Origin of the sequence: Polyangium sorediatum (assembly GCF_029946465.1) — a bacterium.
Taxonomy (GTDB): Bacteria; Myxococcota_A; Polyangia; order Polyangiales; family Polyangiaceae; genus Polyangium; species Polyangium fumosum.
In genome coordinates this window covers 223,248-239,429 of sequence record NZ_JARZHI010000007.1, presented here as the reverse complement: position 1 = coordinate 239,429, position 16,182 = coordinate 223,248, and the positions used below count along the sequence as shown (strand labels likewise).

12 protein-coding genes are annotated in these 16,182 nt (G+C 64.6%); 10 read left to right on the top strand and 2 right to left on the bottom strand.

Annotated elements, in window-relative coordinates:
- Positions 1–15 precede the first annotated feature (15 nt).
- A complete protein-coding gene (locus QHF89_RS11670) occupies positions 16–996 on the bottom strand; it encodes a hypothetical protein (RefSeq protein WP_136969412.1) in 981 nt (326 codons plus the stop codon).
- Between the two features lie 601 nt (positions 997–1,597).
- Here QHF89_RS11670 and QHF89_RS11665 point away from each other — a divergent pair.
- The 10 genes from QHF89_RS11665 (at position 1,598) to QHF89_RS11620 (ending at position 13,317) form a co-directional block, all read left to right on the top strand.
- Positions 1,598–2,266: a hypothetical protein gene (locus tag QHF89_RS11665; protein ID WP_136969411.1), complete on the top strand. Its 669-nt coding sequence runs from the start codon at positions 1,598–1,600 to the stop codon at positions 2,264–2,266.
- A gap of 92 nt (positions 2,267–2,358) precedes the next feature.
- Positions 2,359–3,237 carry a hypothetical protein gene (locus tag QHF89_RS11660; RefSeq protein ID WP_136969410.1) on the top strand — a complete coding sequence of 293 codons (879 nt, stop codon included), beginning with the start codon at positions 2,359–2,361 and terminating at the stop codon, positions 3,235–3,237.
- Positions 3,238–4,328: 1,091 nt separating this feature from the next.
- A complete protein-coding gene (locus QHF89_RS11655) occupies positions 4,329–6,170 on the top strand; it encodes a serine/threonine-protein kinase (RefSeq protein ID WP_136969409.1) in 1,842 nt (613 codons plus the stop codon).
- A 47-nt stretch (positions 6,171–6,217) separates the two neighbouring features.
- Positions 6,218–7,171 (top strand): tetratricopeptide repeat protein, encoded by a 954-nt coding sequence (locus QHF89_RS11650; protein WP_136969408.1) that lies wholly within the window; start codon positions 6,218–6,220, stop codon positions 7,169–7,171.
- A gap of 50 nt (positions 7,172–7,221) precedes the next feature.
- Positions 7,222–9,807 (top strand): type VI secretion system Vgr family protein, encoded by a 2,586-nt coding sequence (locus tag QHF89_RS11645; protein WP_284720377.1) that lies wholly within the window; start codon positions 7,222–7,224, stop codon positions 9,805–9,807.
- An 8-nt stretch (positions 9,808–9,815) separates the two neighbouring features.
- Positions 9,816–10,838 (top strand): DUF2169 family type VI secretion system accessory protein, encoded by a 1,023-nt coding sequence (locus QHF89_RS11640; RefSeq protein ID WP_136969407.1) that lies wholly within the window; start codon positions 9,816–9,818, stop codon positions 10,836–10,838.
- Positions 10,831–12,120, top strand: coding sequence for a DUF4150 domain-containing protein (locus tag QHF89_RS11635; protein ID WP_136969406.1), 1,290 nt, complete (start codon positions 10,831–10,833; stop codon positions 12,118–12,120). The genes QHF89_RS11640 and QHF89_RS11635 overlap by 8 nt, the downstream gene beginning before the upstream one ends.
- A gap of 9 nt (positions 12,121–12,129) precedes the next feature.
- Complete coding sequence (locus QHF89_RS11630) at positions 12,130–12,450, top strand: hypothetical protein (protein WP_136969405.1); 321 nt, start codon at positions 12,130–12,132, stop codon at positions 12,448–12,450.
- Positions 12,451–12,521: 71 nt separating this feature from the next.
- Entirely contained in the window at positions 12,522–12,662 is a 141-nt protein-coding gene (locus tag QHF89_RS11625) for a hypothetical protein (protein WP_284720376.1), read from the top strand.
- A 16-nt stretch (positions 12,663–12,678) separates the two neighbouring features.
- Complete coding sequence (locus QHF89_RS11620; RefSeq protein ID WP_136969404.1) at positions 12,679–13,317, top strand: N-acetylmuramoyl-L-alanine amidase; 639 nt, start codon at positions 12,679–12,681, stop codon at positions 13,315–13,317.
- 25 nt (positions 13,318–13,342) lie between these two features.
- Here the strand turns inward: QHF89_RS11620 and QHF89_RS11615 are convergent, their stop codons facing one another.
- On the bottom strand, positions 13,343–15,700 hold the full coding sequence (locus tag QHF89_RS11615; protein WP_136969403.1) for a DUF2169 family type VI secretion system accessory protein: 2,358 nt from the start codon (positions 15,698–15,700) through the stop codon (positions 13,343–13,345).
- Positions 15,701–16,182 lie beyond the last annotated feature (482 nt).

Here is a 16,182-nt window from a genome sequence, read left to right as displayed (position 1 = left end):
TCGTTTCCCGACCCTTCAGAAAGATCCCCGCACCTGGAAAAAGGGCCCTGGCGACACACTCAAGCCCGCCCGCGGCGCCGTCGCCTTCCCCGAAGGACGCAGCAGCAGATACGTCATCGCCCCGAACCCGGCGCCGGCCACCACCATCGTGCCCACGCCACCCCAGAAATACGGCACTTGTTTCACCGCCAGGTCGTGGAGCTCTCGGCACATGGGAAGCTGCGTGTTCGCCGTGCACGTCGAGCTCCCGATGGAGTGCGTGCGCCGATATTCCTCCGCCACGTCGTCCGCAGCGCTCGCCATCGTGAGGAGCAAGCTTGCCACGCCGAGGCTCGCAGCCACCCCCGCTCCGAGGAAGAAGACCGCCTTGGGCGTCTCCTCGGACGGCGCCGACGCAGGCCTCGGCCTTGCCTCCACCACGGGCGACCTCACCGCGAGCTCTACGGGCAGCATGCTCCCGGCACTCGCCTCCACGGTCTGCGTCTTGCGGACATCCCCCCGCTTCGCTTCGAGGCGCCGCGTCCCCGGCTCGACGAACACGGGAGCCGCGAGCGGGGACACCCCGACGAGCTTCCCATCCAGAAAGACCTCCGCGCCCGGCTCGTCCACGATGATGTTCAGCGTGCCGAGGTGGCTCTTCGCCTCCTCCAGCATCGCCCGCGCCCGCTCCAGGTATTGCACTGGCCGATCCTGGGGGTACTCCTTCACGTAGTACGCAAGGTGCTCGGCCGCGTCCTTGTACTTGCCGAGGCGCATCTCACAATCGCCGAGTACTCCGGCGATCTGGTATTGCTTTCTCAAGTTCCACGCCGCGCTGAACACCGCGTGCGCCTCGGAGAATTGCTCGGCGCGGTACAACGCGAGGCCATCTTCGTGTAGCTTCCTCGCGCGGATCGTGGCCTCTTCTGCCTGCGGCGCAGTCGCCGGCTGCGCGAGGCCCGGGCTCGGCGTCGCCGTGGCGAGAGCGAGTAAACAGAACGCAAGATATCGTCGCATGCTCCGAATTTCCGTCGGTCTCCTGCCCGATCGCCACGGCCGGGGCTCGATGGATAAACGATGCGGACGAAGCGAAGCAATAGGAAAAGGCTGACGCGGATGCGCGAGGGACGCTCGCTCGTCGTATTGCCCACGGGCGAACGCGGTGTCGTGGCAATCCCTCTCGCGCTCGAACCTGGAATGCGCGGAGCGCTCTCAAACCGAGTCCGGGTGTTCCAAGATTGAACGGATCGAGGATTCCCGTGATCGGTTGCATCGAACGTGGGTGATGCGACGCCATAAAGGTCGTTCCACGTTGGATCGCGCTTTTCTGTTGCTTCCGGTCATTCGTGTCGATTATGCATCGCGTGGCGTCCGGGAGAGCCGATCGTCGCCGATCGTGTTCGTGACGACGCGAGAGCGAACGAGCAGCATGAAGGGTCTCGATTCTTCCGCGGATTCCGACAATCCAGGAGTTCCTGTGCTTCACGAGGAGATCCAGGTCGAATGCGATGAGCATCCGGATCCGGAGGGTACCGAGGACACGTTGCCTCGGGTCTGCGCAGGGCCCGTAGAGCTCCGCGCGGAGCCGGAGCGGATATCGGGGCCGTCGCCTGAGCCCGTGGATCGCGAATCGCTGGAAGTGAAGCTCGACGCGCTGATCGAGGAGATGCGCGTCGAGCTCGCCACGGAGCTCGCCGCGGCAGCGGAGACGAAGGGGCCTTCGGTCCACGTGACGGGGCTCCTGCCGCCCACGAGCAAAGGCACGGACGAAGCCGAGGCGCCGAAGATCATCGTCGGCAAGGGCGTGGACCCGCGCGCGGAGCTGACGATCGTGGGTCGGCGCTCGGACGACGGCGCGGAGTGGATCTTCGATGGGGTGGAGGAAGATGCGGACTCGCAAGGGATCCACGCGCCGCTGACGAGGAGCGATGCGCCGGTGGAGCGTGTCGTCGTGGCGGAAGCGACGCCGCGGAGGCGGGCGCCGGTGGTGGCGATCGCGGGGGCCGTCGTGGGAGCTGCATTGACGTGGTTGCTGTTGGGAAACGGGGGCGCGATCCCGGTGCTGCAAGCCCAGCGGCTGCCAAGGGAGCTATTCGCGGCGACAACGAAACCGGCGGAGAGGCCGGAGGCGAAAGCGGAGATGGGGACCAAGGCCGAGGAGCCCGTCAAGCAGGAGAAAAAGGTGCGGCCACCGGCGGCCTCGCAGTCTACGCAAAAATCCGTAAAAACCATGGGCCGCCAAACGGGGCCTCGCACGACAGGGCTGGAGACGGAGCCCGAGTTTTGAACATGCGAAGATACCTTACGATCTGCCTCCTTGGGCTCGCTCTCGCGATACCGGGTACGAGTGTTGCCAATCCGGCGCCCACGGCGCAGCCCGTGGCGACGAACCGTGCACGCGAGCTCTTCGAGGAGGGCCTCGTGCTCTACGGCGCCGAGCGATTTCACGAGGCGCACGCGGCATTCGTCGCGGCGTGGAGCTTGAAGAAGCACCACCAGATCGCCGGGATGCTCGGCGATTGCGAGATGCGCGTCGGCAAGTACAGGGACGCGGCCGAGCACCTCACCTATTACGTGAGGGAGTACCCGAAGGGCCGGCCGACGGCGAAGGTGCAGCGGGCGCGCGAGTTGCTGGACGAGGCGAAGCGCCACGTCGGCACGCTCGTCATCCGTGTCGACGAGCCCGGGGTGGACGTTCTCGTGGACGGTAAACCCGTGGGACAGTCGCCGCTCGTGGATCCAGTGTTCGTGGATCCGGGGAGCCGGTTGGTCGAAGCGCAACGGGGCCCGGCAGCGAAGCTGCAGACGGTAGAGGTGAGCGCAGGGAGCACGTACACGGTGCGTCTCGTGCTGACCGCGCCACCGGCCTCGCCTGTACCTGAGCCGGCGCCGACCAACTGGAAGGCGATTACGAGCGGGGTCTTGACGGCGGCGGGGATCGGCGCAGGCATCGGGCTTCTTGCGCGGGCGAACATCATCGGCGCGGAAACCAACGCGCTCAGGGCCAAGTCTGGCATCACGACCGATACAACCTGCATCAATCCCGAGCAATCGTTGCGTGCAGCGTGCGCGGACGTCCATGCAAAGGCCGTGCAGCAGATCCCGTATTTCTGGGGCGGCGTTGGCGCGCTCGCACTCGCGGCAGGCAGCGGTGTCGCGACGTTCCTGTTCCTGCGGCCGAGCGGGAAATCCGCCGCGCCGCGCGTCGGCGTGGGCATCTCGCCGGGACCGTACCTCCAAATCCATGGCTCTTTTTGAAGGACGAGGAAAAACGTGAAATTGGCCGATCTCGGTGCATGGATGGTCTTGCCGGCGGTGGTACTCACGTTTCACCCGGTCGGATGCTCGGCTTTCTATGACTGCGAGGATGATGCGACGTGCCTCCTACAGGGCCCGGTAGAGGCCGCGGAAGGCGCGGCACCTAGCGCGGAGATTTGCGGGACCGGGGTTGATGAGGACCACGACGATCTGGTCGATTGCGCCGACCCCGATTGTGGAGATTTTCTTCCTTGCGTCGCTGCACCGGTTGGTTGGAATGGCTACTATCGTATTCGTGAGTCGAACTACGGAGAACCGCCCGCCCCGTGCAGTAGCGGGGACCAGCCGAAGCTTTACTTCCTTGAGCCCCCCGAGGCTCACTGGGAGTGCGAGGCGTGCACCTGCGAGACCATCTGTCCTCTTTCTCGCCTGGAGTGCTGGATTGGTTACACAGCCTGCGGGAAACCCGGCACCGGAGACGCCATCTCTGTGAATGAGTCACAAGGGTGTACGCGGGCCGGAGCGGGTATCGATGCTGGACTCTTCGCGAGCACCAATGGGACATACCGCACGGTATGTAAGGCTGCGGTTCCCACTCAGACCCCCGAATGCAAACTCACCACGAGCGGAGGTATCAAGTCTGCTCCGACGTGGGGTAAGCAAGTCGAGACGTGCAGGATAGAAACCGCACCAGCGACGGGTACCCAGGTTTGTATCTGGAGCGCTACAGAAAAGACCTGCCCCGGAGGTTGGGGAGAGCCCCACCTCTCCGCTTACAAGAACGTGCAAGACACGCGTTCATGCTCGTGTGCGTGTGAAGCCGAGGCGTGTACAGGCGGCGGCTTTATGGTTTGGGACTGGCTCGAATGTAAATCGGGAGCTAATAACGGCGACAAATTCGTCGCTCTTGGAGGAGACTGCGTGGAAACCACCGACCAGGTCGATGGAGAAAAGTTTTCCTTCAGCGTCGTACCGCCCAATCCAGGCCAATGCAGCTCGACCGCTACGCGCAACGGGGAATTCCTACCCCAGGAACCCGTGACCTTCTGCTGCAAGTAGCCCCATTCCCCTGACCTGCGGCACGACCCACCATGGACCTATCACCTCGTGACGTACAGCCTGGCGACATCCTCGCCGACAAGTATCGCGTCGAGCGGATCCTCGGCCGAGGCGGCATGGGCATCGTCGTCGCCGCCTTGCACCTCGATCTGCACGAGAAACGCGCGATCAAGCTAATGCTGCCGAATCAGCTCGGCAATGCCGTCGCCGTCGAGCGGTTCCTCCGCGAGGCGCGCGCCTCCGTGCGGCTGAACAGCGAGCACATCACGCAGGTGTATGACGTCGGGCGCCTCGACTCCGGCGCGCCGTACATCGTCATGGAACTCCTCCACGGCCTCGACCTCGCGCAGCTCCTCCGCAAGACCGGGCCCCTCCCGACCGACCTCGCCGCGCTCTACGTCCATCAAGCGTGTAAAGCCCTCGCTCAGGCCCACGCCGCGGGGATTATTCACCGGGACATCAAACCCTCGAACCTCTTCTTGACGACCCGCCCCGACGGCTCGCCGTGCGTCAAGGTCGTCGACTTCGGCATCTCGAAGCAGCTCCCCATTCCAGGCGTCGAGGCCGTCGACGTGACCGGCCCGTGCGACATCATGGGCTCGTTGTCCTACATGTCCCCCGAGCAGATGCGCTCGGCAAAAAACGTCGACGAGCGCACCGACGTGTGGGCCCTTGGAGCCGTCCTCTACAAGCTCATCACGAACGGAGTCCCCTTCGAGGCGTCGAATCAGGTCGAACTCCTGGCGATTGTCCTCGACGGCACTCGCTGCGAGCCGCCGGGAAAGTACAGGCTCGACCTCGAACCCGGGCTCGAAAGCGTGATCCTCCGCTGCCTCGAGCACGACATGAACGCACGCATGCCGAGCGCGCTCGAGCTCATGAACGCGCTCGAGCCGTATTTGCCTCGCAATGCCGAGGCTACCGAGGAAAAGGACGACGACGAGGGGCCTACGCTGCACATGCCTCCCCGACCCAAACGGGAGAACTCCACGGCACGATCGGCCGTACACCCGACGATCCTCGAAGAGCTCCGCCGGGAAGCCCAACCCGAGCATTTCCAGCGCCCGGTGAAGCTCGGCGACCTGAAGCACACGATTCCCATCCGGAATTGTTTCGGGGGCGCTCCGCGGCCAGCGCCCTTGCGGGCGCTCCCACCGGCCTCACGCGACCTCGAGGCGGAATTTCCTTATCTGCCCAAACCCTTCGTGCCACCGAGTGGCCCCTCGATCACGACACCGCTGCCCGTAGCTCCGGCGTTGCCATGGCCGCCAGCGACGCCCCGGCCTCGAATGGAGTCGCCTCCAGGAGCCGAATTCGCCCGTATCCCGTCCTCCATGCCGCCGCCGACTGCGTGGGAAAAGTTCCCTTCGTCCGTCCCCCCGCCGTCGCCGACCGAGCCCGATTCTCAGGCTCGACCGTCCGGCGCGCCAGCGGTGGGCTCGGAGAGGGGCGCCGTGGGCACGATGCCCCTGTTCCATCCGTCGCTCCAGACGCCCATGGCCGAAGAGCGATTGCGCCTCCGATCGGCCGGCATCTTGGCGGCCTCCGGCATTCTCTTCCTGCTCGGGGCGATCGCGTTCGTCCTGACCGGTTCGCGGCTATGGGTCAAGGAGGAGTCGGGGAGCCCGCGGCCCCCTCCACCGCCGGCGACGGCGAGCGCGACCTTACCCCCAGCCCCGTCGAGTTCGGCCTCGGCGAGTCCGACGGCGTCGGCCGCAGCACCTCCCCCGACAGTGTCGGCAATCATGACGGCCACACCGACACCGCCCGTGGTCCCCCACGCCTCGACCCAACCGATGCCGCGGCTGCCGCCGAGCGGAAACGCGCCCCCATCCACCAAGGACAAGAGAGTCCCATGGCCGGCCGGGATATGACCAAGCCCTGTGCCGAGAGCATGCAGGACGATCGTAGGAGAGTTCGGATGCAATCCACGCATATCCTGGGGCTGGTTCTCCTTTGCCACCTCGCGACGACGTCACACGCCATCGCGGCGCCTTCGAAGGCGGTCGTCCGGCATCCGGATCGTAAAGACTCGCGTGGAGGGATTTCGCTGGCGACAGAGCTCTTCCAGCGAGGGAAGCAGTACATGTCGAAGAACGAATTTCGCTCGGCATGTCCCTTTTTCGAAGAGAGCGTGAAGCTTGATCCGGTCATCTTGTCCAAGTTCGCGCTCACCAAGTGTTACTATGAAACGGAGCGATACGCGCGCGCCTTCGAGCTTCTCGAGGACATCCAGAAGACGGCCAAGGACCCGGCGGAGGTGAAGCGCGCCCGCGCGATTGCAGCCACTATCGCGCCGAACCTCGTCAAGCTGACGATCGTTCGAGCGTCACCGACGATGCGGCAGGCAGGCCTCGGGATACACCTCGACGGCGTCCGGCTCGACGAGGCCTCGTGGCAAGGTTCGGCGCCAGCAACGAAGATGCTCGATATCGGGGAGCACGTCGTGCTCGCGACCGCCCCCGGAAAGGTGCCTTGGCGCCAGTCGTTCCTCATGAGCTCGCCCGACAAGCCGATCACCATCCACGTGCCTCGGCTCGCGGACGAATTGCCTCCGCAGCCCGCGCCCGTCACGGAGGCTGCGTCGAAGAAGGATTGGGTCCTGCCGGTCGCCGGCCTCGGCATCCTGACCTTCCTCACGGGCGTCGGCGTCGGCGTCATCGGCATGGAGAACGAGACGCAGCGGTCGGATCTGTTCGTTCCTCTGGGCGCGTGCCTCGCGGTCGGCGGAATGCTCACGGTCGGATCGGTGCTCCTCTGGTCGAGCAGCTCGAATCCGGCGAAACCATCGACCTCCGCGGGGATGGAGCTTCGTCTCCTGCCCCCCCAGGTCACGCCGAGCCGCACGTTCGCATCCGTTCAACTGAATTTCTGAGCGCGTAAGGTCGCGCGACCGCTGCAATCCCAGCGGGAGGTATACAATTCATGTCGGTCCTGGAGCTCTCGTTTGCGTCGGGGGAAAGCTCGCTCTCCGTGCGCCGGTTCTCGGTGCACGAGGAGCTGTCGAGCCTGTTCTCGATATCGGTCTGGGCGCGCTCGCCGCACGAGGATCTCGATACGGATGCCATCGTGGGCAAACCCGCGTCCCTCCGCGTCGTGAGCGGAACCCAGTTCCTCCTGTCCGGGGCAAGGCTCTGGTCAGGGATCTGTAACCACATGGAGCAGGTGCAGGCCGAACCGTCGGGTTTGTCGACCTACTATCTGCGCATCGTCCCGCGGCTGTGGCTTTTGACGCAGCGCCGCAACCACCGCATCTTCCAGCGAAAAAGCGTACCGGACATCGTCGACGCAGTCCTCGGCGAGTGGCAGATCGAGCCGACGTGGAAGGTCGATCGGGCGGCCTACCCGAAGCTCGATTATCGCGTGCAGTACGGCGAGAGCGACTACGCGTTCATCACCAGGCTGCTCGAGGACGCCGGCATCACGTTCGGGTTCGAGGACGACGAGGAGAAGGGCTCGCGGCTCGTCCTCTGGGACGCACCGCAGCGGAACGAGCCCCGGTCGATGCCCATCAAATACGTCGACAAGCCGAACGAGGCGTCGGAGTTCGAGTTCGTCACGGGAGTTCGCCTGTCGGATGTCGTGCGACCAGGTCGCTTCACCGTGCGTGATCACGACTTCCGAAGGCAGCCGCAATTCAAGCTCCTGGGCGAGACACCGACGCAGGGCACGGCCGAGGATCCGCTCGAGCAGTACGAGTTCGGTCCAGGCTCGTTCTCCATCATCCAGCCTGGGGCAGACACTCATGGCAAGGCTGCGAAGCAGAGCGCAGGCGCGGCTGGCGGCGAGGGGCAGAAGAGCAACGGCCTGCTCGGCGATTGGCGGAACAAGGTGGACGACGTCGTCGACGACAAGGTGACGCAGCTCGTGAACGAGCAGGTCGTCGGGCTGCTGAACAAGGCGTTGAAGGACGTCGCGGGGCAGCTCACGGCCGATGTCGCCGGAGATATCCTCGGAGGTCTGGCGGGTGAGGTCGCCGGCAATGTCGCGGGCAAGCTCGCCAGTGATATCGTGGGCGGGGATCGCGACTCGCTCGACCTCGATCTCGAGAAGATCCTGCGCGAGAAGATGAAGGGGGTGGTCGATAAGCGCCTCGGGGGTTTCGTGGACGAGAAGGTGACGAAGTTCGTCACCAAGAAGCTCGGCAAGCTCGGGGGAAAGCTCGCCGAGAAGGCGGGGGACCTCGCGGGAGATGCGGCCAAGGAGGTCACGACGGCGGTCGGCGGGAAGATCCTGGACGCGCTGCTCGGGGACAACGAAAAGAAAAACGGCAATGGCGGCGGGGACAAGCTCGCGAAGCAGCTCGGCCCCGGCGCGCCTGTAGCAGGGCTCCTCCTGGCCGGCGACGACAAGGGCGCGGTCCGGCACGACGATAAGGAAGGCAAGGCCCGCGCGGCGCGCACGCTCGAGAGCATGCGGACGGGGAAACGGAGCCTCGGGTTCGAGACGAACGCGATCGATCTCCGGCCCGGGACGGTGTTCGCAATTCTCGGTCACCCTCGCACGGATCTCGGGCCGACGAAGCGCCTGCTCGTGGTGGCGTTTTCGGTCGAAGGAACGCACGACGGGGAATGGTCGATGTCGGGGCACGCGGTGTTCGCGGAGCAGCCCTACCGGCCGATCAAGAAGACGCCGAAGCCCAGGATCGATGGCCTGCAAAGTGCGATCGTGGTGGGTCCGCAGGGGCAGGAGATCCACACGGACGAGTTCGCGCGCGTGCGGGTGCAGTTCCACTGGGATCGAGAGGGCGCGTTCGACGACGAGAGCTCCATGTGGATGCGCGTGAGCCAGGGGTGGGCGGGGCCTGGATACGGGATGATCGGCATTCCGCGCGTCGGGGCCGAGGTGCTGGTGGCGTTCTTGGAGGGCGACCCGGACAACCCCGTGGTGGTGGGGAGGCTGTTCAACACGACATCGCCGGTGCCACACAAGCTGCCGGACAACAAGACGGTGACGGCGTGGCGGAGCGACTCGTCGCCGGGGGGCGGCGGTTTCAACGAGATCCTGTTCGACGATCAAAAAGGCAAGGAGCTCGTCTACGTTCAGGCGGAGAAGAACCTGCGCAAGCTGGTGAAGAGCGACGAGACCGAGATCACGCAGGCAAATCGCCGGATGACGGTGGGCGGGAACCTGACGACGCTGGTGATGTTCGAGGAGACGCACACCACGGGCGCGGACAAGACCGTCACGGTCGGCGAAAACTTGCGGCAGGCGATCGGGCAAAACCACGCAATCGCCGTGGGCGGGAGCATGACGCAGAACGTGGGACAGGGAATGAGCATGACGGTGGGGCCGAATCCGACTGCGGAGGGGCGCGGGGTCGAGGAGCCTTCCGAGGACGTGCCCGCGGGCGTGATGAGGATCGAGGTGAAAGAGCGGCTCGAGATCACGGTGGGTGAGGCGAAGCTCGTGATGGACAAGAGCGGGAGGGTCGAGATCAACGGGTTGGAGTTCGATTTCTCGGCGAGCGGGGCCGTGGCGCTCAACGGCTGCGTCATTGATCTGAACTGAGGCCACGGGTGATCCTGCGGAATTACACGCCGTTTCCGCCCTTGTATTTCGAGGCGCGGGACGTGTCCGGGCGCGACTTCGGGGTGCTCGTGCTGCGAGGGACGTTCGACATGATCCCCGGCGCCGCGCTCCGGCCGAACCCGAAGCAACGGCCGATCGTGGAGGCAGATGTCTGGCACGGTGAGCCCAATGCGTCGAGCGTGCACCTGGAGAGTGATCTTGCGCCGTTCAAGCCCCGCACTGACGTGATGGTGAATGCGGTGGCGCACGCGCCCGGCGGGAGACCGCTGCCGGAGTGGCGGGCGCGGGTGGAGGTGGGGGATATCCGCAAGGAATTGCGGGTGACCGGTCCGCGATCGTGGGTGCGCGAGGGTGGCGAATGGCGATTGCGGGATCCGGAGCCGGTGGCCGAGGTGCCGATCCGATATGAGCACGCGTTCGGCGGGATCTGGAAGGGGAGCTGGGGGGAGCAGCAGATCTTCGAGGAGAACCCGATGGGCGTCGGGTTTGTCGGAGGCGAGGTCCCCTGGGGGGTGGACGAGGTGCCGGCGCCGCAGATCGAGTCGCCGGAGGAGCCGGTAGTAGAGCTCGGAAAGCCGTATCGGCCGGAGGGCTTCGGGCCGCTCGCAAGGTCGTGGCAGCCGCGGCTGAAGAGGGCGGGGACGTTCGACGCGGAGTGGCAGCGGTCGAGGTGGCCGGCGTTGCCGCTGGATTTCGAGTTCTCGTTCTACAATGCGTCGCATCCGGATCTCGTTGCACCGGGTTTCCTGAGCGGCGACGAGGAGGTGCGGCTGGAAGGGTTGTCACCGGAGGGCGCGTTTTCGGTATTCTTACCTGGGTACAAGCTGGCAATTTTGCTGCGGTACAAGGATGGATCGATGGCAGCGGCGCCAGTTTTTCTGGACACGGTGCACGTGGACGTGCCGGCGGGGCAGGCACATCTAGTGTGGCGAGCGCCGATTCCGAAGGGGAAGACAATCCGGGTGCTCGAGCCGCGGATGACGATACCCGGTGGAGGGGCGCGTGGCTGACAACGAAGGGCTCCGGACGACGGGAGAGGCGATCGTCGTATCGATGACGCCCGACGTGTGCCTGACGCCGCCGGGCATGGTACCGGTGCCGTATCAGATCATCGGGCGGTTCAGCGACGGGGTCCGGTATGCGGATACCGTGCGGATGGCCGGGCTCCCCGTGATGACGATGGATAGCCGGCTCGACAAGGTGTACGGGGACGAGGCCGGCACCGGGGGTGGCATCTTCAGTGGCGTGAACACGGGGTGGTGCAGGCCGATCACGCATTCGTCGACGGTGCGGGCGAAGGGGCACCACATCACGTATCATTCGTCGCTTTACTGGATGAATTGCGACGGGCCGGATGGGCCGGGGAATACGCAAGGTATCGTCGCGTTCGTCAAGGATGTGAGCGCGGTCCATGTCGGGCCGCTCGGGATGATCGAGGGGGCGACGAACCCGCCTGTCACTCCGGAAACGGAACCCGAGAAGGGGTTCCTCGACCAGGTGGGCGGTTTCTTCGGAGGGCTAAGGGATGGCGCCGTAGAGACGGCCGAGGGGCTCGGTAACATGGGCGTTGGGGCCTGGAATTTGACAGGTGGGTGGCTCTTCGATCCTGATGCGGCCAACCAGACCTGGACCAACCTCAGCAGCACCGTCGGGACCATCGTAGAAAACCCAAGCGCGGTATGGGATGGGATGACCGCGCCTTATGTAGAGGCATGGTCGAAGGGCAATTATGGGGAGGCGATCGGTCGTGGTACCTTCGAGGCGCTCTCGATGCTCATTGGTCCCAAGGGGCTGGAAAAGCTCGGGAAAGCAGGTAAAGTAGCTTACGAAATTGCAGACGTCGGCGCAACGGCGGATAGAATGGGCGATGTCGCGAAGGCCGTCGACGAGGCTGCGGATGCCGCAAAGGCCGTCGACAAGGCAGAAGACGCGGTCGATGTTGCCAAGACTGCCGACGGCACGGTAGTAACGAAAGGCTCGAGTAGATTCACCAGGCGAGGCCAGGCGTTCGAGTTGACTGATCCGGGCACAGCGGCGTCCGGCTGGAAACACATCTACGATCGACATGTCGACCCCGTCCGGTTCCCACGCAAGTCCAAGTTCGACTCGCGCTTGAGCAAAGATGATATCCTCGACGGGCTGGCACAGACGATCAAGCACGGCAAGGAGTCGAGTTACCAAGGCCGCAGGGTATTCGAGTGGCGCATGAATCTCAAGGGTACAGGCTACAAAAACTACCGCGCCACGATGGACCTCGACAACACGATCCAGACGTTCCATCCGCTCGATTAGGAATCAAACATGCTGGACATCTACCTGATTGACGACCCGTCCGATATCCCCAGCGACCCTGACGAGGAGTTCTATATGGAGTCCATGTCCATGGCGGAGTTTGTGTCCCTTCAAGCCCTATGGACGAAGCTGAAGGATCTCGGATCGGACTGGAGCTACTTCACGGATTCGCGCTTGGATTCACGGCAAGTAAAAATGGCGTTAGATATTCTAAAGCATCAAATTGCCAATGATATTGATGTGGAAAAATCGAACGCTGCGACGAAGATGATGAGGGTGCTCGACGAGGCTGCTGGCAAAGATTGCGGCATTGTCGCATTCGCTGACTGAGTAGAGCGCGCTAAGCTTGCACCCCACGGAGCCGTGCCCTGGGCACCTCGGATTCGAGGCTTGTATAAACGGTGAAATCGGTTCATCGGTGGATGCTGTCCAAGGGAGCGCGCGCCGTCATTGTCGTGATGGCCCAGGAAACAGCCACGATCGACGAAGCGAACATGGTAGCATTCTTGATTGCGGCGATCCTTCTCGCGCAGATAACATGATATTGGATTCGGATTCATGATATACTTACTTGCCGGTCACCATAATTTCGATCCCGGCGCATCGGGCAAGAGGCATGTGCTAGTCGGGCTGCCACAGTATCCGTATATCCGGGTTGATACGGAACTCGTCAACGAGTCGACACTCACGAAGGAGCTTCGAAATTTGACCGTTCAGAAGCTAGCATTGTCGCAATTTCAGGCGCGCAAGGCGACGGTCGCGATCGATGATGACAATGATTCCCTGAGGAGGGTTATAAAGAAGATAAAAAGCACTCAAGACGACGTTGTGTGTGAATTGCACTTCAATTCCGGGAACAGGACCGATAGCGGGGTCTTGGCCATCCATCCAGAAAAGGCAACCGAGAAGGAGCTCGAGTTGGCCCAGAACATCGCGGATACGCTCTCTTCCATCATGGGCCTCCGCAAAGTCCCAGGTGCGAAGCCCGGCCAGCCCGCTGGCATGTGGTCGGAAAGGGAGACGCGTCACAAGACGCTGGGCATCATGAGGCCCAAAGGAACCAACGTACTCGTCGAAGTCTGCTACCTCTCGAATCCGTTCGATATCGCACGATATGATTTACATAAGGAAGATGTCGCGTTGGCGCTGGCTGATTTACTGACGCGCGCCGATGGGGTGGATGGCATGTCCCCCTGATATTGTCCCCGTTTGCAAATTCAACCTACCCGACGCCCCTCCCCACCGCCACCCCCCGCACCGCCGCCGGATGCATCTCCCCCTGCTCCACCCGCGGCCGCACCTCCCCGATCACCCGCACCTCCATCCTCCGGATCGCCGGCAATTCCTTCCCCAAGCTCTCCGGCAAATACACCGGCACCCGTCCCTTGCCGCTTGCTTCCAAGAGGTGCCCCACCACCCGCATCTGCCCGAACGCCGCCCGCTTCCGCCAATGCCTCTGCTCGAGCAGCGCCCTCTCCACTTGCACGTCCAGCGCCGCGGCTGCCGCCCCCTTCTTCCCCTCCAGGAACTGCCCCCGTAACCCGACGGCCGCCTCCTCCAGCACGCCGCTCGCCCCCGAGGACCACGGCATCTTCATCATCTCCTGCACCCGACCCACCGCGTCCTCGAGACGTTTGTCCCCCAGCACATGGGGCGATAACGCCGCCAAGGTCGCCTTCAGGAGCTCCAGCTCGTCGAACTGCATTTCGAGCAGGCCACCGACCAGCACGAGAGGCGGCGTGAATCCCCCCTCGTCCTCCATGGCCTGGTAAAGCGCCCCCTCCACCCCCGGCACGTCCAGCGCTTCGCCCTTGGAGAGGATCGTCAAGACCTCCCGTCGATCCTTTGCAGGCGTGCGCCGCGGCGCCGGTACGTCGTCCTCCAGGTCCTCGTCTTCGGGACGTACCTTCACCCCTGCAACGAGCTCCTTCCACGCAACCTGCTTCCGGATTCGCTGCATCGAGCCCGCGTTCAACCAGATCAGCTCGACCGAGGCTCGCGCCAGCACGGGCCGCCGAAGCCCCGCTCCCGCCCGCGCAGCCGCATGGGACGCGGCCGCGGCGCCGCCCAGCGCAGCATCGGCCATCGAGGTCTCCGGCTTCTCCTGGGCCTCCGCAGGTGACGACACCCGATCGAGCTTCACGTCCTCGGCCTTCGCAGGCGCCGACGGTACGTTCCCATGGGCGACCCTTTGACCGATCGATAACGACGGTGCAGCGCGGCCGTCGGGACCATCTCCCCCAGCCCACGGGCTTGCATGGCTCGACGTGATGGGCGCCCCCGTCGGCGCCGGCGCGAAAACAAAGGGCGGCGGCGCGACGCCAGGCGCCGCCGAAGCCGCTTTGGGATCTCCCGATGGAAACAAGGTCGCATCCCCGGACGGCAGCGGCGACGACGGGCGTGCCCTGAGCGCCGAAATCCCGCCCTTACCAAACGGCAAGGCCACGTCCTCTGGCGTCGCCGTGGACCGACGTTGCCTGCATTCTGGGGTTTTGTTTCCGCCGACGAACGGCAGCACCGGGCCTGCGATATCGGTCGGACCGAAACCCGGGGCGAGCGTCATTTCCGCGTCCCCCTCCTGCTCCCGCTGTTTCGCGGCTCCGCCCTCCGCCTCGAGGGTCACCACGATCCGCCCCGCCTCCCCCTTGTGTCGAAGCCCGATGCTCCCGCGCCACGTCACCACGCATATCGCGCGGTCCGTGTCGATCCACAGGGTATCCGCGACGAGCGCGACCTCCTCCCGCTCCCCGCTCGCTCGCTCCGCCACCACCCGCGGTTTTAGACCTGGCAGGTTCGTCACGAGTCGCGCGTGCTCGGGGTGCAAGTGTTCCAGCACGATCCGCTCGTTCGCCCGGATTCGCGGTACCTGCTGATCCGGCGGCGCGGCCTGGAAATAGGCGCAATTCACACCTTCTGGAAGGGGTTTCTCCTCCCATCCCGCCTGTGACAAATGTCCCGTTGAGCCCCCGAGCCACATCAACCGCCCTGGCCACGTCGCCCCGACCGGACCGAACCCCACCGGCGCGAAGGTGTCCGACCGCTCGGACACGAAAGTTCCCATGGGCTGCAGATTCGGAAGTATCGATAATCCGTGTCGATCGGGGGCCGCGCCGAAGGGGATCCCGACCGGATTGTTCGTGTCGGGCCCCCCCGCTGCGCGCTCCCACCGAAGCGGCATTTTCGTGAACCGGGGTCCCTCGCGGAGCTGCCCATCCTGGAGCCGGAAACCCCGGTCGCACCAGACCTCCAGCGACTTGTCGAGCTCGCCCACCAGGAGCCGCGCCACCAGCGACCGCACGGGCTGCTCTCCGGGCGCGTACGCGTGCCCGACCAGCATCACGTCGGCTCGCGGCTTGTAGGGCACCCTGTCGCTCGGCGCGACGACGCTGCGCGCCGGATCGTCGTCCCAGTGAGCATCGTCGTCATTCGGCGGCTCCTGATCCTCTTCTGGCGCGAGCAACGACACGCCCGGCACGAGTACGAAGGTCGCCTTCACGACGATCGTCTGCGCGTGCGTACCCGCGTGCGATTGCCAGATAAACCCTCGAGCCCGCAGCGGACAGAGCGACAGGACGTCCATCCCGGCAACCCTATCACATACCTATCCACCTACGGGCAGGCGATAGCGATACGCGTACATGCCATACCCAGGCATCTCACCCATAGGGATGACATTCTATCGACCTACCGCCGATGTCACGCACGGCTCGAGAACTGCAGCCCTTCTTGAACTGGCGGTAGAAGCGGGGCGCCGAGTCATTTGGAGAACCCGGGTAGCTGGCCTGAACGCCTCCGTCACTGCGTCGTGCCATCCACGTTGGCCTTCCAGAATTGCTCCCGCGCCTCCACTCCTCCACGTACGCCGCGCAATGCAAGACGGAATCGCAACCCGAAAGGTGGGAGGTGCACACGGTATCCCCCCGACGAACCCCGACCCTCCCGTGGCGAAGACCGTCATGCGTCGGTCACTTGGCCGCCGAAGAGGGAGGAGGCCTTCCCCTGAGCCGTTCTGGCCCCTGGCCGGCGGGCTCGACCCTGAACCCGTTCTCGGCAATCGAAGAG